Origin of the sequence: Vibrio sp. 10N.237.312.B06, assembly GCF_041464685.1 — a bacterium.
GTDB lineage: Bacteria > Pseudomonadota > Gammaproteobacteria > Enterobacterales > Vibrionaceae > Vibrio > Vibrio tasmaniensis_A.
Genome location: NZ_JBFSPI010000026.1, coordinates 14,014 through 37,139 on the forward strand (window position 1 = coordinate 14,014; position 23,126 = coordinate 37,139).

Below are 23,126 nucleotides of genomic sequence, written 5' to 3' on the forward strand. Positions count from 1 at the left end.
GCTAGAAGCTAGAAGCTAGAAGCTAGAAGCTAGAAGCTAGAAGCTAGAAGCTAGAAGCTAGAATGGAACGCTTAAGAGTTCGCTTTAATGGCGAAGAGACAAAGTGATGAAGTGAACTCTGTTGGTCGAATAGCTGCCAGAAGGCTGAAATAGTCCTGAGTCCGCACTGATTTCACCATGGCCTAAATCTTGGTATTGGTAGCTCAACCCTAGATGTAAGTCATTGGATATCTTCTTCTCAGCGCCGAATCCGATACGCCACTGTTTATCGAGCGGGAGTAACACATCTCTGTTTTGACTGCTTACAGGGCTCGTGTCACCGTTCAGCCCGCTGTACAGCAACCAATCCTCATATGCGTATTCCACACCAACCCCAAGAGAGTAGGTGGTTGAGTATTTGTCATCATAATCTTGCCAAGTCTCCATGTTGGAGCTGAGTAGAAGGTTTAAGTCTTCATTTAATGAATGCTTCAACCCTAAGTTTAAGCTTCGAACCCACGTCAGTTCAGAGCTAATTCCAAAAGCGTTGGCGTTATCAAGGGAAAGGTCGTGATCAAATTGGCCCTGATAACTAACACCCAATTGTGTGTTGTCACTGATGTGGTGATTGAGACTCAGACCGAACCCTAGATCAAGGCTATCTCCTTGTAGCTCTCGACCATTCAATGCTTGAGTTTCAAGCGCAGCGTGCTGCAATATCAAAGAACCACCAAGGGACAGTTGTTCATTGACCTGATACGACAATGACGACGTTAAGTTGAGCGCCGAAATGCTATTTTCTTTGATCAATAAAGTAGGGTGCGCGCCCACGCCGTGTGAGTATTCAACGCCAGTGCCGCCAGCTGCGTGCAATGCTGCGCCAACGACCCATTGGTCATTTAACCTTGATGCGTAAGACAGGTGAGGGAGAACATCCGCGCTGCTTCCTGTGGTCGAAGCCGAGTTATCGTCACGAACAAAAGTGGTTTCAACATCGAGGTATTGAACGCCGAGAATCCAAGCGCTTTCTTCAATAGCCGATAACCCCGCAGCATTGGTGATCACGGCGGATGCATCGTTCGCGGTTACGTTTCCCGTGCCGGCTGTGCCAACGCTTTTAGTGGTCGCAATCTGAGATAGATTTAACCCTCCCGCGTGAGCGAGAGAGCTGACTATCCCTGTTACTAACAGAGACAGTGTGATGAAAGGTGTTTTCAAGAATAGAACCTCATTTTCAGTGTATGAGCTATGTTGCTAGCAGTTTGAGCCATGTGTTTAGGGATGGAACGAATTGCCACGAGCGAACATTAAGAATGCTGTGGCAATCGACTTGATCGACTTAGTTGGATTAATCGAAGTAATTAACTTAATTGAGGCTAGAGCTTTTCAACTTGTGGCAGTGGGTATTCATTGTCGAGAACGGCTTGAGTTGGCTCATACAGGCGCATGTGAAGATAGAAGTCATCCTGAGGTGCTGGTAGCCAGTTACACGTTGGATCGGACGGTTTTACGTATTGAATGCATATTGGCAAGGTGCCGTCTTCTGCGTATTTCAGCTCATCTTTACGATTGGTTGAAATGGAGTAGCGTTGAATGAAGTTCTCAACCATGAACAGGTTTTTAGCGTCGTACATGGTCAAAGACAAAAAGGCGTCAGCGGGTGCATCGGCAGGCATGGTCATTCGATATTGATTGTCTCCCGACAGTTGCTCGCCATTCGAGTCCGTGTATCGATTTGGGTAGAGTGCTCGCTCTGGCACATTCAAACCAGCCGCACGCATATTGATGCTCGCTCGGCTCAGGTAATCATTCCCGTAACGGCCTCCCTCGTACATCATCGACCAGCCATTATTGACATCGCCGATGCTTCGACCAGCGTATTGAATGATCGGCTGTGAAGACTCAATCGCGCGCATTAGCCCTTTTTTCTGTGCTGAGGTTAGCGCTTCAGGGTTAAAGGGGGTCGATCCTCCAATACCAATTTGTTGGAATTGATCAACGATGGCAGCATCTTCTGGAATCGGGTTTTTACGTAGTTCACGGTCAATTAGCGAATACCACTCTAACCCTTCAGGCCTCGCCATGGGTGGGATACGACCTGTCGAAGCTTTGAGCTCTACGATGTCATGCTCTGCGCCGAGTTGATCGAGTGGGTAGCTGAGGAATTTATCGTGAATAACCAGTGCGTCATTGAGGTCTTGCTCGCCAAACACGCCCGTTCGTTGAATCAACCAAACCATAGGAGTGCGAGATTCTACGACACGATCAATTCCCTCTGGTACTTCACCAGCCCATCCTTTGTTGACCAAAAGCACTTTTGAACCTTGGTCGCCTACATTCTTCACGTGCAGATCTTCAATCGAATCTGAGTAAGCATCCAATAACTGAACAATGTAGTAACGGTTATCGGTGCGAGGAATATCAATCACCATTGGGCCCGATAAATCCAGATCGTAGTGAGCTTGTGAGTAGAGCGTGTCGTTGTTGACGGTCGGTACAATTCTATCCTGAGGTCCGGATAGAACGCGTGTTTTACCCATCTCATTCAATGGTGCCATAGCGTTGTCCATTGGCGCATCAACAGATGTGGTCGTTTGCCTAACCGCTGCCACGGTTAATGGGCCTGTACCATAGATAAATGCTTGAACACCGAGATTGTAAGCGAGCTCTTCTTCAGGATTAATAGATTGTTGGGCAAGGGATGGCATCGTGATAATACTGGACAAAGAACACACTAAACTGGTCAGTACACTTTTCTTATAGAGGAGCTTTCTCATGGAACACCTTAGATCGTAGGAACAGAATTAGGCATTTATCATATGAGCAAGTGAGATTAAGGAGTGTAATAGCCGATATTAAGGATGTTAATAGTCTCTTTTTGGAACTCAAGTGCTTGTTTTAATTGACATTGATTTAGGGTGGTGAAGCGACTCTACGACGTGTGCAGGTAGTGTGCTTGAGGCGCTATTGTTTGATTGATTTTCGGTTGATATGTTGGCAAAAAAGTACGGGAATCGATATGAACACATCTACTTATCCTTTTAGCTTATTCATTAAAGCAGAAGGAGCTCAATGTAATTTGGATTGTAGCTACTGCTATTATCTCAATAGACAAGATGGCGATAAAAGATCGTCAATGTCTTTGGACATGATGGAGAAAATTGTCGGTGCTCATATCGACGCGCAGCCAATGAAAGATCAGCAAGTGGACTTTATCTGGCATGGTGGCGAGCCTATGTTAAGAGGGCTCGATTTCTATGAAACGGCGATGAAAACGCAGGCAAGCAAAGCGACAATCAAGCTGGTCGTGAATACGATGCAGACCAATGGAACCATGATTAACGATCGCTGGGCGAGTTTCTTTGCTAAACACAATTTCATGATGGGCATCAGTATCGATGGACCCAATATTCTGAATGACATCGCTCGGATCGACAAAAATGGCGAGTCGTCTTTTGAACGCACAATGCGTGGGATGTCTTATCTAAAGAAGCACAATGTTGATTTTAATACGTTAACGGTCGTCAATAATAAAACCTACAAACACGGTAAAACGATCTATCAGTTTTTGGTTGAAAATGGCAGTGATTACATGCAGTTTCAGCCTTGTATCGATCATGAGTTGGACAGGCGAACAGGGCATGATTGGTCGTTAACGGGCGAGCAGTGGGGGCAATTTCTTTGTGACTTGTTTGATGCATGGAGCGCCAATGATGTCGGTAAAGTGTATATCCAGTTTTTTGAAAACTGTTTAATGGTGTTGATGGGTTACCAAAGCCAAATGTGCCATCACAGCGCGACTTGTGGACAGCAATTAATGGTTGAGCATGACGGCAATGTTTACAGTTGTGACCATTATGGGTATCAAGATCATCAATTGGGCACCATGAACAGTGATAAGCTTGCAACCATGGCGAGCTCACCAGAACAAATCGCGTTTGGCACCAACAAATATGATGAGTTAAACAGCACTTGTCGACGTTGTGATTTTGTTGAACTCTGCCAAGGTGGTTGTCCTAAAAACAGAATAGCAACAACCGAAGATGGCAGTCCGATGAATCATTTGTGCCAAGGGTATGAGATGTTTTTTCGTCACGCATTACCCAAATTACTGCCTATGGTAGAAGCGATGAAAAAAGGGTATTCGCCAGCGTACTTTCCACTTTTCTAAATCATTTGGAGTAGGGCATGACTAAAGACCTAAACTTACTGCGGCTCATTTTGGTGCTTAATGAAACTCGTCAAACGGTGAGTGCAGCAAAAGCTTTAAACGTAAGTCAGCCGACGATCAGTGTCATGCTTCGTAAACTCAGAGAACAATTTGATGACGAGTTGTTTGTTCGAGATAAAGCAAGGCTTGAACCCACCCCAAAATGCTTAAAGCTTATCGAAACCTTGCCTCTGCTATTAGAGCAACTAGATAACCTTTACATACCCAATGATGAGTGGGGCTTGGAAGATTTAAGAGGGGAGGTTCAAATCATGTTGCCTTCCCCGCTGTTGATCCCAGTGGGTGTGCCATTAATCAAAAAGCTGACCAAAGAAGCGCCGCAAGTGACGTTTCAATGTTCACCTTGGTTAGATAACGGCGTCCAGTCCCTAGAGACCAACCGAATGTGTTGGGGAGTGAGCTATCTTCCCATGGAGGTCAATAAAACCCTGACTGAGCGCCCAGTTGGCTTTGATAAGTTCATGTTGGTGTTAAGAGCTGACCACCCAATTCAAGGTAATTCCCTTGAGGACATTCTGAAATACCCACTCTGTATCAATATGATCCCTGGTTACATTCAGCCGTCCAAGGCGGAAATGTTGATCAAAAAATATGACTTAGATAAACACATCGCGCTCAGAAGCAACAATATGAACTTGATGCTGGAGATCGTTAAGGACAGTGACTTTATCTATATTACATCGTCGAAATGTCGCTATTTGCTTGATCACTCTTATCGTTGTATCGATTTACCGTCGGAAATGTTGAAAGACACCTATCGTCGAGAGTTGGCACTGTTTACTCATCAAGCAAACCGCAATAACCCGTTCACGGATTGGCTTCAAAAAGAAATTGCGTCGATTATTCAATCCTAGCATCACGCTACTATTCTCTTTAAATAACTTCCCTTTCTAACTGCCACTATTAAAAATCGTAATAGTGGCTATCAAGCCATTTTTGGCCTCTTTCTTATACCATTTATTTAAACAACGGTTCGCTTGAGACATACATCATTGTCGGTGTGGCTCTAGCGATTTACTCATAGTGAATGAGGGTTATAAATGTATAAGTCTTTTGTTAAATCCGCTCTGGCGCTCTCGGTATTGGCGAGCGTCAACGTACATGCAGCGAGCCAACCCAATGTGGTTGCTATCATGCTCGATGATGTGAGCCCAACGGATCTGCCTACCACCGTGGTTTAGGCGCGGTGGATACGCCGAACATTGATCGAATTGCCGAGCGCGGCATGATGGTCAGTGATTACTACGCACAAGGCAGCTCTACCGCGGGGCGATCTGCCTTTATCACAGGTCAATATCCTTTCCGAACAGGCTTAACGTCTGTCGGTCAGCCGGGCTCTTCGCTTGGCCTTCAAAAAGAAGATCCAACCCTAGCCGAAATGCTGAAAGACAAAGGCTATGCGACCGTGCATGTCGGTAAAAGTCACTTAGGCGATAACAATAGCCACCTCCCAACGGTGCACGGCTTTGATGAATTCTTCGGTTTCCTTTACCACCTCAACGTTATGGAGATGCCTGAACAGCCGGAATTCCCTACAGACCCTGACTTCAGAGGTCGCCCTCGCAATGTTATTCATACCGTTGCGACGGAAACTGCAGATATGACCGATGATCCTAGATTTGGTGTGGTTGGAAAACAAACGATTGAAGACAAAGGCCCGCTAGGTGCTAAGCGCATGCAGACAGTGGATGGCGAATTTTTGGAGTTTGCTACTAATTGGCTTGATAAACATGAAGCGGAGAAAGACGAGCAGCCATACTTCATGTGGTACAACCCGACTCGTATGCATCAAAAAACCCATGTGCGTCCTGAGTACAGAGGCGCGAGCCAAACCAACACGTATTACGATGGCTTGATCGAACTTGATGACCAGATCGGTGTATTACTCGATAAGCTTGAAGACTTGGGCGAAATCGACAACACCATCATTCTCTTCACCTCTGACAACGGCGTAAACCTAGATCACTGGCCTGATTCAGGCTCTGCCTCATTCAGAGGACAAAAAGGCACGACATGGGATGGCGGTTTCCGTGTGCCTATGCTGGTCAGCTGGCCAGATAAAATCCCTCAAGGTGAATACACCGATGGCTTCATGACATCTGAAGACTGGGTGCCAACCATTATGGCTGCAGTGGGTGAAGGCGACATTAAGCAAGAGCTGCTTGATGGAAAAGAGTTAAACGGCGAGCGTTACCAAGTCCACTTGGATGGTTATAACCAGCTGGATATGTTGACCAAAGGCGAGCCGAGTCAACGTCATGAGTTCTTCTTCTACAACGAGCAAGATTTGAATGCGTTCCGAGTGGATGATTGGAAAGTGCACCTAAAAACCAAAACGGAGTGGATTGCGCCTCCTGAAGAGTGGCCACTAGGGATGCTCATCAACATCAAGGCTGATCCTTATGAGCGTAGCCCTGATACTCGTGGTTGGTTCTTATGGATGAAAGAGAAGTCTTGGGTATTACCAAAGCTGCAAAAATCAGCAGCGGAATATCAGAAGTCACTCAAAGCGTTTCCACCAAGACAGAAAGCTGGTGGTATTGGTATGGCAGACAAATCAGTGGTTGCTGACTAACGCCAAATACGACTAATGCAAGGTGTGCTGTAACAAGCGCACCTTACTACCGGACAACAATATGAAGAAACCGTTACGTCTGCTCACGGGCACTTTTTCCACTTTTACACTCTCTATCTTTACGTTTATCCCCTTTGCATTTTCCGTTTCCGCTCAAGAAGAACCTGCCAGTGATATGGCTGACCCCATGGCCGTTTATACGGGAGGTGAACTTATTGCGGGCAATAAAGGGCTTGGCGCTACCTTCCAGTTTGGCGTGAATCGTGGCGATTGGGGTGTGTTGGGTAAGCTGGAAGGCAAAAACAACTTTGAAAACTATCGAGCACGATTCTTCACACCCAACAAGAAAACGGGCACTGGCTTGTTTGTTGATGCTGGACACGACTTCTCCAACGATGGCATAACCTCAAACTATGCGTCGGCGGGCATCATGCAGTCGTTCAAGCTGAGCGATAAGGTTAACCTGTACAGCGCCCTAACGTACGGACAAATGTGGGAGGAGAGTAATCAGTTTGAGGACACGCAAATCATCAGCAGTATTAACTACTTAAAGTACGATTTTGCTGACCAATTTTATCTTCTACTCGCTCCACAATACACCTACGGATTAGATGGTGAGAACACACGAGATTTCTCTGCTGAAATGCAACTGGGCTACAAGGTCGATAGTGACAACATCATCATCTTTAGTGGTGATACTGACAACAACACTTGGATCACCTTCCGTACTCGTTTTTAGTTAGGACATTAAATGATGAAAAAAAACATACTTGCGACAGCACTGGCTTGTGCTTTCATGGTTGCACTTCCGTCTCCGGTACTCGCGAGCCAATCCGTGGACGCGACGAGCGTAGCTGTGGCAACAAAAACAGCAATGGAGATAAAGACGGAAACTCTCCCCGTTGAGATGGCGAGTTTAGCGTCGCTCAAAAAGGATAATCAGCTATTGGCACAACTTGCCTATGAGTACGCGTACTCGATAGATGAAGCCTACAAATACTTTTACAAAACCGTCGTTGAGCAAGATTACCCTTTGAATCGATTCCAAAATATTCGAATACTTGCTGACGACACTTACACTGCGCACCCGACGATTAACAATGACACGTTACATTTGATGGGTTGGATGGATCTAGCAGCAGAGCCTGTCATCGTTACGATTCCAGACCATGATGACAATCGATACTGGTTGTTCCATACCATGAATATGCAGCACTTTACTGACTCGGCTTTTGGCTCTCCACAGCGAGGCACAAAAGGCGGCAGCTTCATGTATGCAGTTGAAGGGTGGAAAGGTGAAGTGCCTGCGAGTGTCGATCAAGTCATCTATGTCGAGCATCCGCTGGTCAAGATGATGGGGCGAATCATGGACCTTGGCGGTGACGATTCTGCAACTGCTCAAAAGTTAATGGATCAATGGAATATTAGGACGTTGTCGGAATATTTAGGTCAGAAAGGGCCAGATCCTGTTGAGCGCGAGTATCCAGACCCTGAAGATTCTAATTGGGTCGAACGAACCAATTTCATTCTGTCTGAAGGAACTATGAAGGCACATGACCAAAAGCTGGTTGAACTGTTCGAGTACATTGGCTTAGGAGATCTTGAATTAGGCAAAGCCAATCATCCATTTATGAAAGAGCAGCTTCGTATGATCGAGTCTGGTCAAAAAGACGGACTGGAACGAATCATTAATGCGGGCTTTGATGATTCACGTGACGTGTTAGGCACTCGTGATGAAATGACCAAGGTTCCAAGCTTTCAGCACGCCTACGGCACCTTAATGGGCCAATGGGGGCTGCCTGCAAAACACACTATGTACAGCGGTGACTTCTTCGATAGTGAAGGCGGTGCGCTCGATGGTAGTAAGTATGATTACACGGTGACCTTCGATTCGCCACCGCTAGAAGAGGGTGGTTTTTGGTCATACACGGCCTACAGTGGTGAAAGCCGATTGATGGAGAAAAATGACTTAAACCGTCATTCCCGTGGAGACAGAACGCTAACGCCTAATGTTGATGGCAGCTACACCATTTACATGAGTAGCGATGTAAAAGGGCATGAAGATGATCCTAACTTCTTACCTATCCCCGCTCACCAATGGTATTCAGTGTTACGCATGTACACGCCCGGTGAAGAGGTAAGAACCGATAAATGGAAATCGACACCGTTCACTAAGGTCAAGAAATCCACGATAAAGTGATGACTTAGATCGCCTGTTTAAGGTTTTGTTTATAATCAATTAATGCCAGCGGCTATGCCGCTGGCATTTTATTATTGAGTGAAATTTGCTTCGAAATAGGCACTAAATGCTCAGAACTGTCGAATAAAATAGGGCATACTGGACGCAATATATAGACCAAAGAAAGTAACCACGCGCATGAATCCAATCTGCCTCAACGACCCTTTTTCTCTTCCTAATGGCCAAGTGATCAAAAATCGCCTGTTCAAATCGGCAATGAGTGAACAGCTAGGTGATAAACATCATAACCCTAAGCAAGGTTTAGTCACGCTTTACCAGCGTTGGGCTCAAGGAGGAATTGGCCTATCCATGACGGGCAACGTGATGGTCGATAGAGGTGCGCTTGGTGAACCTAAAAACGTTGTGTTGGATGAGCAAAGTGACTTAAGCGTATTTCGTGAGTGGGCGAAGGCTGGAACACAAAATGGTTCGCAGATATGGATGCAATTGAACCACCCAGGAAAGCAAATTCCTAAATTCTTATGTGATAGCCCCGTTGCTCCTTCGGCGATCTCTTTAGAGCGCGGGTTAGAGAAAGGCTTCAATACGCCACGAGCTCTGATTGAGACGGAAATAATCGCAATCATTGATAAATTCGCGCTGAGTGCAAAGCTTTCAAAACAAGCAGGCTTTACTGGCGTGCAGATTCACGGTGCTCATGGTTATCTCGTGAGTCAGTTTTTGTCTTCGAGACACAATCAACGCCAAGACAAATGGGGTGGCTCACTCGAAAACAGACTTCGTTTTGTGCTTGAGGTTTATCGCGCGATTCGAAAAGAGGTCGGTGAAGATTTCCCTGTCGGAATTAAGCTCAACAGCGCCGACTTCATGAAAGGTGGCTTCACTGAAGAAGAGTCGATGCAGGTTGTGCAAACACTGAGTGATAACGGTATCGACCTGATTGAGATCTCTGGCGGCACCTATGAAAGTCCATCAATGATGGGTTCAAAGAGCAAAGCTGAATCAATCAAGTCCAGCACAGTAAAACGTGAAGCGTATTTTATGGATTACATGGTTAAGGCGAGAAAACTCGTGAGTACACCGCTGGTGGTCACGGGTGGTTTTCGAACCGCGCAAGCAATGAATGACGCATTAAACACCTCGGCGACCGATTTTATTGGCATTGCGCGCACAATGGCGGTTGATCCTGACTTCCCTAACAAGTTAATTGAAAACCCTAGTTACGGCATGCCGCTAACGGTGCCAACCACAGGAAAACCTGCATTGGACAAGGTGGCGATGGTCGGGCTGGTTTGGTATGAACATCAGATGTGGCGCATTGCCTCTGGCAAGAACGCCGACCCAAAACTAAGCGCACTCGGTGTGGTGTTAAAAACAATTTTCAGCGCTGGTTGGCACGCTTTCAAAAAGCGCAGAGCGTAAGCAGTCATGGATTGTTAAAGCAGAACTTTGAGGAATTGAAGTTCTGCTTTTTCTATGATGATTTATTGTTTAGTTTGTCTAGATAGTAAGAAAGAGTTAAAGATCGTTAAGCGAATCAATCGTCAAATGAGCCATAATGAGAGAGATATTCGCTAAGTTAGCGTTTATCGCCAGACGGCTAAATATCTCCCTGACCAAACTTTAATGACAGGTAACTATGAAACAATTGGATCTCAATTTAATCCGCGTTTTTCTGGTTTTGCTAGAAACCAAAAATACTCGCATTGCTGGCAATAAATTGGCGCTGAGTCAGCCCGCAGTGAGTAAAGCACTAGGGCGATTGAGAGAATACTTTGATGACGAATTGTTTACTCGTGTCCATTCCGGTTTGAAGCCAACCCCACGTGCGTTAGAGCTTGGTGAACGGCTGCCAATGATCATGGAAAGCTTGGACGACGTGATTCTTGAAACCCCAAGCTTTGACCCTGCCGAGTATCAAGGCAACATCACGATTGCAATTAACGGTTTTATCTCGAACTGGCTTGGGGCGCGTTTATGCCTTGGTCTCATTCAAGAAGCGCCGAATGCTCAAGTCAATATTGTTAATTGGGGCTCTCAAACGCTGAAAAAATTGTTGGATGGCGAGATACAAGCAGCTATCAACTTTTCTCCAATCGACACGAATAAGCAGTTTACTCATCAGATTATCGGTGAGGATGACTTTGTCGGGTTGGTTAAAACCGGCCACCCATTAGCTGGCAAAGTGATTTCACAGCAAGAGATAGATGAAGCGGAATACGCGAGTTTGGTGATACCGGGGTGGAATGATATTCAGCCTTATATCGCCAAGCATTTGTCGACAGAGCAGCTTAAAGTGAAAGCAAGAAGCTCGTATTTGCACACGCTATTAGAGGTCATCAAACAAAGTGACATGATTCTACCGTGTTCCAAGCAGCTTGCTCTTTATCTTTATGAAGAGTTCGATTATCTCTCTTTTCCTGATTATGCACCGGAAGAGCTCAAAAAGATCGTGTTGGTGGAATCTCATAACAAGAGAATGCACCCGATGAATCAATGGCTTAAGCGCAAAATTATCACTACCTCGCAAGCCATCATAAAAGAAAAGCAATAAGCCTCTCAAATGAGAGGCTAGGTTTTTGTTAGCAGCTGCTATTGCCAGTTAATTAACACTAATTACTCGCAACTCAGTCGTTATTCCCCGCTACTTAGCCGTGACCTGTGGGAAGTTGTGCATCTCACCGGATGCTACCGCTTCATCGCTAGGACGGTATGCACGAACCGCAAAGTTCCAGCCATCATCGTTTACTTCAATTACGTTATTTGCAGCGTCACAGGTTTGCCCTTTTGGCGCAAAGTGGATCGTGTAAGAACCGTCTTTATTGGGTGTTGATGTCGTTGAATCAGCACTGTTGTTGTTCGTCATCAACCAGCCTTGGCTTGAATAGGCCGTAATTGACCAATAACCGCCTTCGTCATAACGTAATGAGGGTGCTTCAAACGTGATGTTTGCACATTCTGTTTTACCTGTGCCCGCTCGTGATGTATACACAGCATGCTCTGCCGGCATACCAGCCCAACCCACCGCAGTACCAATCATAAACTGCTTGTTATTTGATGTTGCTGTGATGTTTGGTGTGAAGGCTTCTTCAGTCTTGATGTCATTAACTAGCTTCTCCCATTTTGCTCGGACGTTATCTCGAGAAGCATCATCCCAATCTGAAGCAGGTTCAAAAGGCTTAGCTGATTTCGCATTAATGACCGCCGCATCTTGCAGTCGATGCGCTTCATCTGCGCCAGCACTTGTTGCAGTTCGCATCAGTATGTAGATGTAGTCTGAACCTGCGATTTCTGAGTCGATGTAAATTTCTTCGCCACCATAAATGGCCATGTGGTTATCATGATTGTTATTGAAGATATGCATGATCTGGTACCCATCGCCTTTCGCCAGTTTGAATGTTGCGCCTTCAGAGACATCGACAACCGCGGTTGAATAGAGCAGGTCGGTGTTAGAGCGGATAATCATTTGGTTCTCTACCGTTACGTTCTCGCGATTATGCTCAAAAACATTAACCGGTTGATGCTCTAACTGTTGAGTGAAGTAAAGGTCGCTTTCTGCACGAGCGAAGTTTTCGTCGGTTACTTCAACTGCTGCCATTGTTTGCATTGATGTGATGGTAATCAGTGTTGCTAAAATGGTCTTTTTCATATCGTTTACCTTGAGGTCGTCATTAGGAGATGACACTAATGTATCGGCTTGGTGGTAATTCAAAAAATGAATTGATGTTATTTATATAATAACCAAAAGGAATCGGCAGGCTGGTTTTTGTGAAGCTTAGAGAGAGTTGTGACTGTTTTTTGTTCGTTTGGTGAAAGTTTTTTGCACGGAGACTGGTCGTTAATTAATGAAGCGATGCTTTGTTCATTAACTAAGGCTTTATCGGCAGGTAAGGCTTTAGTTAATGACTGAGGTATCCGCGCTTTTAAGCACTATGCTTTAGTCACGACTAAAAGAGGATTAATTATGAAATGGCTTATCTTATCTGTAACGCTATTGTTTGTGGCAGGATGCCAATCGACAGGCTCTGACACATCTTCACATGATCAAATGAATCGAGTTCATTCTGGTGGGTGTAGCAGCTAATCCTTTTTTGAAAATACTTTTTAGCTGCTGTTATTATCATTTCTGTCACTGTTCTTATAAAGAACTCACCTCTACAAAGCCTTGCGATTACGTGAGGCTTTCTTCTATGTAAAACAACGCATCTCTACCGATTTATGTTGTAAATTTGTGAATCTGAACTGTCTATATTCTAGGCTGTGTACTGGATCTCATTTGTTATTTGAGTCCCTTGCTAAGGTAAATAATGAATGTGTACTACCAATCACTTTACTCAACTTAAGAGGTTTCTATGCTAGGTGAAAATCACTCTCTTGTTCACGAATTTCCTGAAATGAAAGACAAAATTGCTGAGCTTGCTAAAACTGACGATGGCTTTGCAGAAGATATGAAGACATACGACAACCTTGATAAAGAGATTCGTAAACTAGAGCTGAAAGATTCACCCATTGATGACGGCTCGATGCACTAATTGAAACATGATCGTTCTGAGCTTAAAGATTCACTGCATGCTCGTTTAACGGGCTAGTGAGTTGGCAATTTTTCTGACTAACTAAATGGCGAATTACAGACTTAGACAAAAACTCCTTCGGGAGTTTTTTTTCGTTTTGGCTCAATCACTTCTTCATAATTCAACTGAGTTAATACGTTGTATTGTTATGTTAATAACGCATAATAAGGGGTACTGGCACACGATTTTTAAGATTTTATTGGTAATCTCATGAATGTTGAACACCTCAAATTGTTTGTTCGTTTAGCTTCCACACATAACATCAGCATGGCTGGGCAAGAGCTTGGTTTATCTCCTGCTGTTGCAAGTTCGCACATCAGTAAACTGGAAGACAATTTAGGCGTTCGCTTGGTCCACAGAACCACTCGTAAGGTCTCTTTAACCGAAGAGGGGGAAGCATTCTTACCTCATGCTGAAGAAGTGTTATCGAGCGTGGATGCTGCCAAATCGGCGGTCGGTGTGGGCTGTGATTCTCCAACCGGAACGCTGAGAGTTACCGCATCTGCGTCTTTTGGGCGTTTGCATCTTGTTCCTGCTTTACCTGGATTCTTAGAACGCTACCCTGGGTTAAAAGTCGATCTCAGGCTATCAGATTCGATGGTGGATGTTGTTGAGGGTGGCTTTGATATCGCGATTCGTATCTCAGAGCTGAAAGACTCGACACTGATTGCCCGAAAACTTGCGACAGACAAGCGTATTGTGTGTGCATCGCCTGATTACTTAATCAAATATGGTAAGCCAGCCACACCTCGAGATCTTAACGATCATCAGTGTATTAGCTTGATTGGTTTAGAAAACTGGACCTTCAGTACTGAAAGCGGGCCTAAGACGATTAAGGCATCGGGATCGTTCAGGGCAGATAACGGAGAAGCACTGCGTGACGCAGCGTCAGGTGGTATGGGTATCACGGTGACGTCGAATTGGTGCGCATATGAGCAACTGAAAAGCGGTCAACTGATTCAAATATTAGAAGATTACCCATTAACCTCTGAACCTGCGATTTGGGCTGTGTACCCAAGCACAAGGTTACTGGCACCAAAGGTGAGAGCCTTCATTGACTACTTCTCTGAATATTATGGTAATCCGCCGTATTGGGAGCAAACGTAGAGACAAACGTTGTACGAAAGCCCTGTGTTTCTAAGTTAATTTATTAGAAACACAGGGCTTTTTTATTGAGATTTGCAAATCAACTCATCATGAGTCGTCGCAATTAAGAAAGCGTTGCTTTGATGATCTCTTCAATTTTAGCGACAACTTACTGTGATTTATCACCGTATATCGCATCTGGGTGCGGGTTCGCAAACGTGTTGTTGTCGTTATCAAAGTATTGACCGCCTGCTTGTGCGAACTCATCAGACAATGATGCGCGAACCAGAATATCAGAACCGATGCTTAGGTCGCCGCCTGCAATGCCGTAAGCGTCTTTCACCATCTTACTGCCTAGTAACGAAGCTGGGTTGACCGCAACCACCATTGGCCCTGTAGAGCCTAACTCTTTTGCCATCTCGCGAGTCCACATGGTGATCGCAAGCTTGCTTTGTGCGTAAGCGTCACCATCAGAAAGCGGTTTTTTACCTTTTAGCGCTTCGATGTTCACTGCTGCTTGCGCCGCTGAAGATAGGTTCACTACTCGGCTAGATGCATCGAGCACAGGTAGCAGACGTTTAGTCAGGTGGTATGGTGAAATAGTATTCACAACAAAACGAACATCTAAACCGTCTTTAGTGATTGGGTTCGGAGTGTTGAACACACCTGCGTTATTAATCAGTACATCAATCTTATCGTGCTCAGCAATTACTTTGTCAGCCAACGCATCCACATCGGCCAGAACAGACAAGTCTGCCACGTAACTTTGAATTTTCGCTTCAGCAGAGATAGCCACAAGTTGCTTCTCTACGTCTTTGAGCTTGCTTGGGTTACGTCCATGCAATAAAACGTGGTGACCTTGTTGAACAAGTACTTTTGCCGTTTCGAAGCCGATACCATCGGTAGAGCCTGTGATCAGAATAACTTTTTGCATGGAATAGATTCCTTATTAAAGCGCTGACATAGTGAGCGTTTCTAAATGTGTCGTTTCGTTGAGGTAAAGAATAGCAATCTTTTGTAAAGTTGATAATCAAGCTGATTAATAAAACACTATTTAGTTTTTGTTGAAAATGGGGGAGTGAACAAAGCCTCAGCCCGTGCGAAGGAGACGATCAATCGAGAGATTTATCTGATCGAGTTCTTAGGCCGGAATAGCAGGCAATAAAAAAGCTTAGCGCGGGGGACGCTAAGCTTCGTTGTTAAGTATGTTCTTGAACCATGTTTAGGCTGGTGGGGTTAGCCTACTTGAGAAAAGCTCACTACCTTGCTTTGTAGTTTCTCTTTCAGGTAATCCGTTACTGCTTGCTGCTCTGATTCACTCATGTACAGGCCAAGCTTGGTTCTGCGCCACAAGATGTCTTCGTCAGTCATCGCCATCTCTTCATTGATCAAGTAATCGATCTCAACTTGATAAACGCCATGCGCTTCGTTTGAAAATTGGCTGCCAAGGTCTGCTTCACTATTCGCGCCTTCCAGTAGCTTCCACGTGTAAGTACCAAATTGAGTCACGTAGCGAAGTAACAACGCTTCAGATGCCCAAGGGTATTTAGTGTGGATCATCTTCGCAAGCTGTTCTCTACTGCAACTAAAGTTACCACCTGGAAGCGTGTCGTTCGCTGTCCAAGGCGCACCCATATTGGTTAGGTGTGGTTCTAACTTCTTAAGTGCTGCTTCGCCTAGCTTACGGTAAGTGGTTAATTTGCCACCGAAGATCGAAAGCAGTGGTGCTTGATCCAGTTCTGCGTCCAATTCCAACGTGTAGTCACGAGTGATCGCTTGTGGTGAATCAGATTCGTCGTCACAAAGTGGTCTTACGCCACTGTATGTCCAAACCACGTCTTCACGGCCAAGCTGTTTAACAAAGTGCTGGTTAACGATATCAATCAAGTAATCTACTTCGACATCATCAATTGCGACGTTACGTGGGTCGCCTTTGTATTCAAGGTCGGTGGTGCCGATGATCGAGAACTTATCTAGGTAAGGGATCATGAACACAATGCGATTGTCTTTGTTTTGCAGAATGTACGCTTGTGGTTCGTCATGAATGCGTGGCACAACAATGTGTGAGCCTTTGATAAGACGAATGTTACGAGGCGAAGCCTGCTCTAATCCATCATCAAAGAACTGTTTAACCCAAGGACCTGCAGCGTTAACAAGCGCTTTTGCTTTGCGTTCAAAGCGTTGGTTTGTCATCACATCAAGGATCGTTACATGCCAAATACCACCTTCGCGGTGCGCTTTTTCAACACGGCAGTAGTTACGTACTTCTGCGTTGTTTTCTTTTGCTGCCAACACGTTGAGCAATACCATACGAGCATCATCAACCCAGCAATCTGAGTATTCGAAGCCTGTCTTCATTTCTGGTTTCAGTAGGCCCGATTTCGCTAGGTTGACTGTCTTACTTCCAGGAAGAGTGGTGCGCTTACCCAAGTTATCGTAAAGGAATAGGCCACAGCGAATCATCCAGGCTGGGCGTAAAAATGGTCGATGAGGTAAACGGAAACGCATTGGTTGAGCAACATGAGGCGCTTTTCTTAACAAAACTTCACGTTCCGCGAGTGCTTCCGAAACCAAACGAAACTCGTAATGTTCAAGGTAGCGTAGGCCACCGTGGATAAGCTTTGAGCTGGCAGAAGACGTTGCAGATGCGAAATCATTTGCTTCGTATAAGCCAACGTTTAGAGCACGACCTGATGCGTCTGCCGCGATGCCTGCACCGTTGATGCCGCCGCCAATCACGATCAAGTCTAAAGTGGAAGGTGTACTGTTGTTTGAATTATTTTGTTGAGCACTCATGGTTTTGACCTCTTTCTGAGCGAACGAGCATTTTAGAACATAATTGAATCCTATATGAACCTTCGTTTGCGGTCATTGATTATTTTCGTTTATGCGCGTTTTATGTGATTTGGGCATAAAAAAACCTCTGCTTATGAAGGCAGAGGTTCAAATAAGTCTAATTCGAGCATAGAAGCGACAGTGACAGCGAGCAAGTTTTACTTTATTAACTTTTCTATAAAGAATCGTGAATCATTTAAGAAAGTGGCGTCACTGAGCTCTTATGTTTAGTTATTCGCTCATAGGACGAGCGGTATCGATCACTTCTAATGGTATTGCTGAATCTTTAAGGATGTTGAGAATCTCTTCCGGTGGCTGCTTGTTGGTAAAGACCATGTGCGCTTGAGAGATATTACCGAGCTTAACCATCGCATTTCGGCCAAACTTAGTGTGGTCGACGGCTAAGAAGATGCTGCGACTGTTTTCGATGATAGCTTGTTTCACACGAACTTCGTGGTAATCAAAGTCGAGCAGTGAGCCATCAAAGTCGATGCCGCTGATGCCCAAAATACCGAAATCAAGGCGGAACTGCTTCACGAAATCGAGTGTCGCTTCACCAACAATGCCACCATCACGGTTTCGTACTTCGCCACCGGCCAAGATAACCTTTATCTCAGGGTTTGGAAGAAGGATGCTGGCAACGTTAATGTTGTTGGTGACGACTCTTAGTTGTTTGTGGTTTTTGTTGAGTGCGCGTGCCACCGATTCTGGCGTGGTACCGATATCAACGAATAGGGTTGCACCATCTGGGATGTGCTTAACCAGTTCGTCGGCGATCAAGTCTTTTTCGTTGAAGTTAAGCGCTTTACGCGTGTTATACGAGGTGTTTTCTGAACTTAGAGGAATGGTTGCACCACCATGATAGCGACGGATTTTGTTGCTATCGGCCAGTTCATTGAGGTCTCGTCTGATGGTTTGTGGGCTGACATCGAACTTTTCAACGAGCTCTTCGGTACTCACATATCCTTGTGTTTTTACCAGATCTACAATCTGCTGGTGTCTTGGTATCTGTTTCACTTAACTTACCACTCCCTGCGCGCAAAGGGCTCTAGCGCGTCAAAATCGAAAATATAAACTCACGCTATTGTGCTCGAATTGATGAAAAGAGAGAAGTAATGATGGTAAGGAATCATGTCTAAACCGCAAAAACGCTGCTCAAAACATGGGATTTGAGCCTGAAACGCAAAAAAGAGCACAAAATAGTGCTCTTTTTAGTTTCGTTTGCTGAGGTTCGAACAATCTAGTCGATTAGATTACTCGAGTTCCTAGGTCAGCGGCTAATGATTAACGATTAGCTGAATAATCAGTATTACTCTTCGTCGTCATCGTGCAGTTCAGACCAAACCTGTGCACACTTGATAGCACGCTTCCAACCTTTGTAACGGCGGTTACGCTTCTCTTCGTCGTGGTGTGGCATGAAGGTGCGGTTAAGAACGGCTTTGTCTTGAAGCTCGTCAATGCTGTCCCAGAAACCAACCGCTAGGCCAGCAAGGTAAGCGGCACCAAGAGCCGTTACTTCTGTTACTTCCGGGCGGTGAACTTCAGTATCCAGCACGTCTGATTGGAATTGCATTAGGAAGTTGTTCGCTACTGCGCCGCCATCAACACGTAGTTTCGCTAGCTTGATGCCTGAGTCAGCTTGCATCGCGTCTAGTACGTCACGCGTTTGGTAAGCAATGCCTTCCAGCGTTGCACGGATGATGTGGTTAGAGTTAACACCACGAGTTAGGCCGACAATCGTACCGCGAGCATAAGCATCCCAGTATGGCGCGCCTAGGCCAGTAAATGCAGGAACCACGTAAACGCCGTTTGAAGAGTCTACTTTGGTTGCGAAGTACTCAGAGTCTTCTGCACCAGCCAGTAGCTTCATTTCATCACGTAGCCATTGGATAGATGCGCCACCCATGAAGACCGCACCTTCAAGCGCGTATGCAGGCTCGCCTTTAGGGCCACATGCTAGCGTTGTGAGTAGACCATTCTTCGATGTTACTTTCTCTTGGCCTGTGTTCATTAGAAGGAAACAACCCGTGCCGTAAGTGTTCTTAGCCTGGCCTGCTTCTACACACATTTGACCGTAAAGTGCAGCTTGTTGGTCACCCGCAATACCCGCGATAGGGATACGCGTACCGCCTTTACCACCAAGGTTCGTTTGACCGTAAACCTCTGAAGAGCGTTTCACTTCAGGCATCATGACTGCTGGAATGCCCATTTCATCAAGTAGCTTCTGGTCCCAGCATAGGTCGTTGATGTTGAACAACATAGTACGTGACGCGTTGGTGTAATCCGTAACGTGTACACGTCCTTGAGTCATTTTCCAAACCAACCAAGTATCAACTGTACCGAACAGTAATTTGCCAGCTTCAGCGTCTTCGCGAGCGCCTTCAACGTTGTCTAGAATCCATTTTACTTTGGTACCTGAGAAATACGGGTCAAGGACTAAGCCAGTATTGTCACGTACGTAGTCTTCTAGGCCACGCGCTTTTAGGTCTTCACAGATGTCTGCAGTACGGCGACACTGCCATACGATTGCGTTATAAACAGGCTTGCCTGTCTCTTTGTTCCAAACAATGGTGGTTTCACGTTGGTTCGTGATACCAATGCCCGCTAGCTCATCGCTGCGAATGCCTGCTTTAGCAAGAGCTTCAACCAATGTAGAGCTTTGAGTCGCCCAGATCTCCATTGGATCATGCTCAACCCAACCCGCTTTCGGGTAAATCTGAGTGAATTCTCGTTGAGAAGAACTAACGATGTTTGCATCGTGATCGAGGATTACAGCGCGAGAACTTGTGGTGCCTTGGTCTAGGGCAACAATGTATTTTTGCTCGGTCATGGTAAGAATCCTTTTTCTTTCGTTATTTATATTTTAGTAAATGTAAGGTCGCTTAGGGATTAAGCTTGAGCTTGTTCAGCTTCTTCTTCTGTTTCACATTGGTTTGGAATTGTGCAGCCTTGGCCTTCTACTGGCAGGTAAGCACCGATAACACGTGGGTACAACCAACCACCAAAACACGCACCAGCAATTGGAGCAAGAATTGGAACGATGAAGTAAGGAATATCACGAGCACCGCTTAGTGCGGAATCCCAACCTGCAAAGTAAGCAAAAAGTTTTGGCCCGAAGTCACGAGCAGGGTTCATTGCAAAGCCAGTCAGTGGACCTAAAGAACCACCAATTACTGCGATAAGAATACCGATCAGTAGAGGGTTCATTGCACCGCGAGATGCGCCGTTGTTCTCATCACCTAACGCTAAAATGGCAAACATCAACACTGCAGTAATCACGAATTCCACAGCAAAAGCGCCGAAGAAAGAAAGTGAAGCATGTGGGTAAGTCGAGAAGATACCAGCAGTTGATAGTGCGTCTTGGCTGCTACGAACGAAGTTATGTGCGATTTCGTAGTCAGTAAATAGGTTGCTGTACAGGCTGTAAACCAATGCTGCAGAGCAGAAAGCGCCAAGCAGTTGCGAAATGATGTAAGGCACCACTTTCGCTTTATCGAAGCCATGGAACATTGCTAGTGCAATCGTTACGGCTGGGTTGATGTGCGCGCCTGAAACGCCGGCAGTACAGTAAATTGCAATCGCAACACCGAAGCCCCAGATGATGCTGATTTCCCATTGTCCGAATGTTGCACCGGTTAGTACCAGTGCAGCCACACAGCCAACGCCGAAGAATATGAGTAATCCTGTACCGATAAATTCAGCCAAGCATTGCCCAAATAAAGAAGGGTGTTTGTTTGTTGTCATGTTCGAGTCCTTTTTAGTTTTGCTTATCTAGCACGCGTATTGTGCATAAATTTGCGAAATCGAAAATAAACGAACATCAAAAGTGAGCATTTGAGCATGAAATTGTTAATTAAAGTCACTTGAAATGTTAATTCGAACACTTTTGCTCGAAAAAGATGCTCGCATGAACGTCATTGCTCGAATTGATAGGTTGCGAAGTCGCTCAAACTACCTATATGTAAATGAATGCGCAACTGGTACGAGGAGTTTATGTTTGGATTTGTGATGCTACTTCGTGAGTGGCGGATTATTAGACTTAATTAGGGAGGGCTGTGTGATGTTTTTGCTATGTAACAAGGGCGTTAACAAATGAGCTTATATGCATAAATGAATAAACTGCCAACTATGTTGTAGTTTGGCAGTTTTCATTTGGGTGTATGTTCTTGTTATACGAGATGAACTTACCGCTCTAAACCAGAGCTGCCACTTTTCCTTTCGAAACCAATTGAGCTCGGATTGAGTCATACGCCCAGTTGAATGCTATCGCGTAAAGTACGAAGAAAATAACTAGGCCGATGTCCATGATCAGTACGGTTAGGAAATCGAGTTGTAGAACCCACATCAAGACAGGCAAAGTCACTGTCATTAAGCCAAGCTCAAAACCTAATCCGTGCAGAACACGTGTTTTCTTGGTTCTTTTGCTTCGGTCTGCTCCGTAAATTTTGTCGTAGCCATAGTTGTAAACGTAGTTCCACGCCATCGCTATCAATGATATTGCGAGCGCTAAGCCTGCCATTTCGCCTGCGCCGTTTCCTGTAATATAGGTTGCAAGCCCTGCCATCAAAACCAAAGCAACCAATTCAAATAGCACCATGTGCAACATGCGTTCTTTATGTGACATTTTTCTAACTCTCTTTACGATTAAATAGCCGCCGATGGGCTAATGACTTGGCTAGATAATATCTACTTAAATGATAATATAAAGATGGTTAGTATCACATTTAGTGATAGTAAGTGTTGGGAGAAACCGAATGTACAACATTGAACAACTGAAAATGTTTGTGTATGCCGTTGAATTAGGTTCATTTTCTGCCAGTGCTCGTCATTTGGGTAAGGTACAGTCGGCGGTGAGCCAAGGCATCAGTAATCTTGAAATAGATTTTAATGTTGAGCTTTTTGATCGTTCGACTCGAAAGCCTTCACTAACCAAAGCCGGCGAGCAGTTATTTAAACAGGTGAAAGCAATCGTGCTTCAGGTTGAAGATCTGAATGTGACGGTTAGTGCGATGGGTAGCGGTGAAGAGGGGCTCATCAAAATTGCATTAGATGATTCATTACTGGTTCCGAATTTATCTAAGATCCTTAGTCAGTTCAGTCAACAATTCCCTGCTACTGAAGTTGAACTGGTTGCGTGTACCACAACAGAGGTTAATCCGTTAATTATCGAAGAGAGAGCCGACATTGGACTGATGTTTACCAATTTGGCTTTTGATGTAGGCTCTGAGCCTTGCTTTATCGGTCACTTACCGTTTATTGCTGTGTGTCATCCAAGTCATTCGCTCGCAAAAACAGGTGTGGCGAAACTCTCTGATTTACTCCCGCATCGTCAGTTAATGTTGAGGGGAGACAAAGGCAAGGTGATGGACCAGTTTCCGCTGATTGCCGGAAAGGTATGGTGGTCGAACAGCTTTATTGTGATCAAAGAGATGGTACTTGGCAGCGATATTGGCTGGGCATACTTACCCAAGCACCTTGTCGAAGAGGAGCTGAATAAGCAGCGTTTAGTGGAGATTAATGTCTCATTCGATCACAAAACGTGGTCGCCGCCCGTTGATCTTGTTCTGTCTAAAACACGCTCTAAAGGTCCTGCATTACTTTGGCTTGAACAAGCATTGAAAGGCTTATTAGACGAAACTGAATAAAGAA

General features: G+C 45.2%; 18 protein-coding genes and 1 pseudogene. 10 read left to right on the forward strand and 9 right to left on the reverse strand.

Annotation, left to right across the window (positions count from 1 at the left end):
• Positions 1 to 84 precede the first annotated feature (84 nt).
• Both AB6C75_RS09330 and AB6C75_RS09335 read right to left on the reverse strand, forming a co-directional pair.
• Entirely contained in the window at positions 85 to 1,197 is a 1,113-nt protein-coding gene (locus AB6C75_RS09330) for an OmpP1/FadL family transporter (protein WP_372107614.1), read from the reverse strand.
• A 158-nt stretch (positions 1,198 to 1,355) separates the two neighbouring features.
• Positions 1,356 to 2,756 (reverse strand): DUF1254 domain-containing protein, encoded by a 1,401-nt coding sequence (locus AB6C75_RS09335; RefSeq protein WP_372107615.1) that lies wholly within the window; start codon positions 2,754 to 2,756, stop codon positions 1,356 to 1,358.
• Positions 2,757 to 2,998: 242 nt separating this feature from the next.
• Between AB6C75_RS09335 and AB6C75_RS09340 the strand changes: the two genes are divergently transcribed.
• The 7 genes and pseudogenes from AB6C75_RS09340 (at position 2,999) to AB6C75_RS09370 (ending at position 11,539) form a co-directional block, all read left to right on the forward strand.
• Positions 2,999 to 4,150 carry an anaerobic sulfatase maturase gene (locus tag AB6C75_RS09340; protein ID WP_372107616.1) on the forward strand — a complete coding sequence of 384 codons (1,152 nt, stop codon included), beginning with the start codon at positions 2,999 to 3,001 and terminating at the stop codon, positions 4,148 to 4,150.
• 17 nt (positions 4,151 to 4,167) lie between these two features.
• Positions 4,168 to 5,064, forward strand: coding sequence for a LysR family transcriptional regulator (locus AB6C75_RS09345; RefSeq protein WP_269335202.1), 897 nt, complete (start codon positions 4,168 to 4,170; stop codon positions 5,062 to 5,064).
• A 186-nt stretch (positions 5,065 to 5,250) separates the two neighbouring features.
• A pseudogene (locus AB6C75_RS09350) lies at positions 5,251 to 6,785 on the forward strand (sulfatase-like hydrolase/transferase).
• A gap of 61 nt (positions 6,786 to 6,846) precedes the next feature.
• Positions 6,847 to 7,524: a hypothetical protein gene (locus AB6C75_RS09355; RefSeq protein WP_059017660.1), complete on the forward strand. Its 678-nt coding sequence runs from the start codon at positions 6,847 to 6,849 to the stop codon at positions 7,522 to 7,524.
• A gap of 12 nt (positions 7,525 to 7,536) precedes the next feature.
• Positions 7,537 to 8,985, forward strand: coding sequence for a DUF1254 domain-containing protein (locus AB6C75_RS09360; protein ID WP_017096310.1), 1,449 nt, complete (start codon positions 7,537 to 7,539; stop codon positions 8,983 to 8,985).
• A 177-nt stretch (positions 8,986 to 9,162) separates the two neighbouring features.
• Entirely contained in the window at positions 9,163 to 10,407 is a 1,245-nt protein-coding gene (locus AB6C75_RS09365; RefSeq protein ID WP_372107617.1) for an NADH:flavin oxidoreductase/NADH oxidase family protein, read from the forward strand.
• A gap of 217 nt (positions 10,408 to 10,624) precedes the next feature.
• Positions 10,625 to 11,539 (forward strand): LysR family transcriptional regulator, encoded by a 915-nt coding sequence (locus AB6C75_RS09370; protein ID WP_372107618.1) that lies wholly within the window; start codon positions 10,625 to 10,627, stop codon positions 11,537 to 11,539.
• 90 nt (positions 11,540 to 11,629) lie between these two features.
• Here the strand turns inward: AB6C75_RS09370 and AB6C75_RS09375 are convergent, their stop codons facing one another.
• A complete protein-coding gene (locus AB6C75_RS09375) occupies positions 11,630 to 12,670 on the reverse strand; it encodes a DUF1214 domain-containing protein (protein WP_372107619.1) in 1,041 nt (346 codons plus the stop codon).
• 667 nt (positions 12,671 to 13,337) lie between these two features.
• Between AB6C75_RS09375 and AB6C75_RS09380 the strand changes: the two genes are divergently transcribed.
• Positions 13,338 to 13,517: a YdcH family protein gene (locus tag AB6C75_RS09380; protein WP_372107620.1), complete on the forward strand. Its 180-nt coding sequence runs from the start codon at positions 13,338 to 13,340 to the stop codon at positions 13,515 to 13,517.
• Positions 13,518 to 13,766: 249 nt separating this feature from the next.
• Positions 13,767 to 14,663 (forward strand): LysR family transcriptional regulator, encoded by an 897-nt coding sequence (locus tag AB6C75_RS09385; protein WP_372107621.1) that lies wholly within the window; start codon positions 13,767 to 13,769, stop codon positions 14,661 to 14,663.
• 148 nt (positions 14,664 to 14,811) lie between these two features.
• Here AB6C75_RS09385 and AB6C75_RS09390 read toward each other — a convergent pair whose 3' ends face one another.
• The 6 genes from AB6C75_RS09390 to AB6C75_RS09415 all read right to left on the reverse strand — a co-directional run bounded on the left by AB6C75_RS09390 (position 14,812) and on the right by AB6C75_RS09415 (position 22,101).
• Positions 14,812 to 15,576 (reverse strand): SDR family NAD(P)-dependent oxidoreductase, encoded by a 765-nt coding sequence (locus AB6C75_RS09390; protein WP_372107622.1) that lies wholly within the window; start codon positions 15,574 to 15,576, stop codon positions 14,812 to 14,814.
• 302 nt (positions 15,577 to 15,878) lie between these two features.
• Positions 15,879 to 17,438: a glycerol-3-phosphate dehydrogenase gene (gene glpD, locus AB6C75_RS09395; protein ID WP_372107623.1), complete on the reverse strand. Its 1,560-nt coding sequence runs from the start codon at positions 17,436 to 17,438 to the stop codon at positions 15,879 to 15,881.
• Between the two features lie 270 nt (positions 17,439 to 17,708).
• Positions 17,709 to 18,494, reverse strand: coding sequence for a DeoR/GlpR family transcriptional regulator (locus AB6C75_RS09400; protein WP_372107624.1), 786 nt, complete (start codon positions 18,492 to 18,494; stop codon positions 17,709 to 17,711).
• Positions 18,495 to 18,786: 292 nt separating this feature from the next.
• Entirely contained in the window at positions 18,787 to 20,307 is a 1,521-nt protein-coding gene (gene glpK, locus AB6C75_RS09405; protein WP_017108454.1) for a glycerol kinase GlpK, read from the reverse strand.
• 59 nt (positions 20,308 to 20,366) lie between these two features.
• Positions 20,367 to 21,221, reverse strand: coding sequence for an MIP/aquaporin family protein (locus AB6C75_RS09410; RefSeq protein WP_372107625.1), 855 nt, complete (start codon positions 21,219 to 21,221; stop codon positions 20,367 to 20,369).
• A 448-nt stretch (positions 21,222 to 21,669) separates the two neighbouring features.
• Positions 21,670 to 22,101 carry a PACE efflux transporter gene (locus AB6C75_RS09415; RefSeq protein WP_012600123.1) on the reverse strand — a complete coding sequence of 144 codons (432 nt, stop codon included), beginning with the start codon at positions 22,099 to 22,101 and terminating at the stop codon, positions 21,670 to 21,672.
• A 130-nt stretch (positions 22,102 to 22,231) separates the two neighbouring features.
• On the opposite strand from AB6C75_RS09415, the gene AB6C75_RS09420 reads away from it, so the two are divergent.
• The gene (locus AB6C75_RS09420; protein WP_041473020.1) at positions 22,232 to 23,122 is read left to right on the forward strand and encodes a LysR family transcriptional regulator; all 891 of its coding nucleotides are present in this window, start codon (positions 22,232 to 22,234) and stop codon (positions 23,120 to 23,122) included.
• Positions 23,123 to 23,126 lie beyond the last annotated feature (4 nt).

Coding starts and splice junctions, on each gene's coding strand:
- AB6C75_RS09390 (WP_372107622.1), bottom strand. CDS start 15,576: ATGCAAAAAGTTATTCTGATCACAGGCTCTACCGATGGTATCGGCTTC.
- glpK (WP_017108454.1), bottom strand. CDS start 20,307: ATGACCGAGCAAAAATACATTGTTGCCCTAGACCAAGGCACCACAAGT.
- AB6C75_RS09420 (WP_041473020.1), top strand. CDS start 22,232: ATGTACAACATTGAACAACTGAAAATGTTTGTGTATGCCGTTGAATTA.
- AB6C75_RS09335 (WP_372107615.1), bottom strand. CDS start 2,756: ATGAGAAAGCTCCTCTATAAGAAAAGTGTACTGACCAGTTTAGTGTGT.
- AB6C75_RS09355 (WP_059017660.1), top strand. CDS start 6,847: ATGAAGAAACCGTTACGTCTGCTCACGGGCACTTTTTCCACTTTTACA.
- AB6C75_RS09380 (WP_372107620.1), top strand. CDS start 13,338: ATGCTAGGTGAAAATCACTCTCTTGTTCACGAATTTCCTGAAATGAAA.
- AB6C75_RS09365 (WP_372107617.1), top strand. CDS start 9,163: ATGAATCCAATCTGCCTCAACGACCCTTTTTCTCTTCCTAATGGCCAA.
- AB6C75_RS09410 (WP_372107625.1), bottom strand. CDS start 21,221: ATGACAACAAACAAACACCCTTCTTTATTTGGGCAATGCTTGGCTGAA.
- AB6C75_RS09360 (WP_017096310.1), top strand. CDS start 7,537: ATGATGAAAAAAAACATACTTGCGACAGCACTGGCTTGTGCTTTCATG.
- AB6C75_RS09370 (WP_372107618.1), top strand. CDS start 10,625: ATGAAACAATTGGATCTCAATTTAATCCGCGTTTTTCTGGTTTTGCTA.
- AB6C75_RS09345 (WP_269335202.1), top strand. CDS start 4,168: ATGACTAAAGACCTAAACTTACTGCGGCTCATTTTGGTGCTTAATGAA.
- AB6C75_RS09340 (WP_372107616.1), top strand. CDS start 2,999: ATGAACACATCTACTTATCCTTTTAGCTTATTCATTAAAGCAGAAGGA.
- glpD (WP_372107623.1), bottom strand. CDS start 17,438: ATGAGTGCTCAACAAAATAATTCAAACAACAGTACACCTTCCACTTTA.
- AB6C75_RS09385 (WP_372107621.1), top strand. CDS start 13,767: ATGAATGTTGAACACCTCAAATTGTTTGTTCGTTTAGCTTCCACACAT.
- AB6C75_RS09415 (WP_012600123.1), bottom strand. CDS start 22,101: ATGTCACATAAAGAACGCATGTTGCACATGGTGCTATTTGAATTGGTT.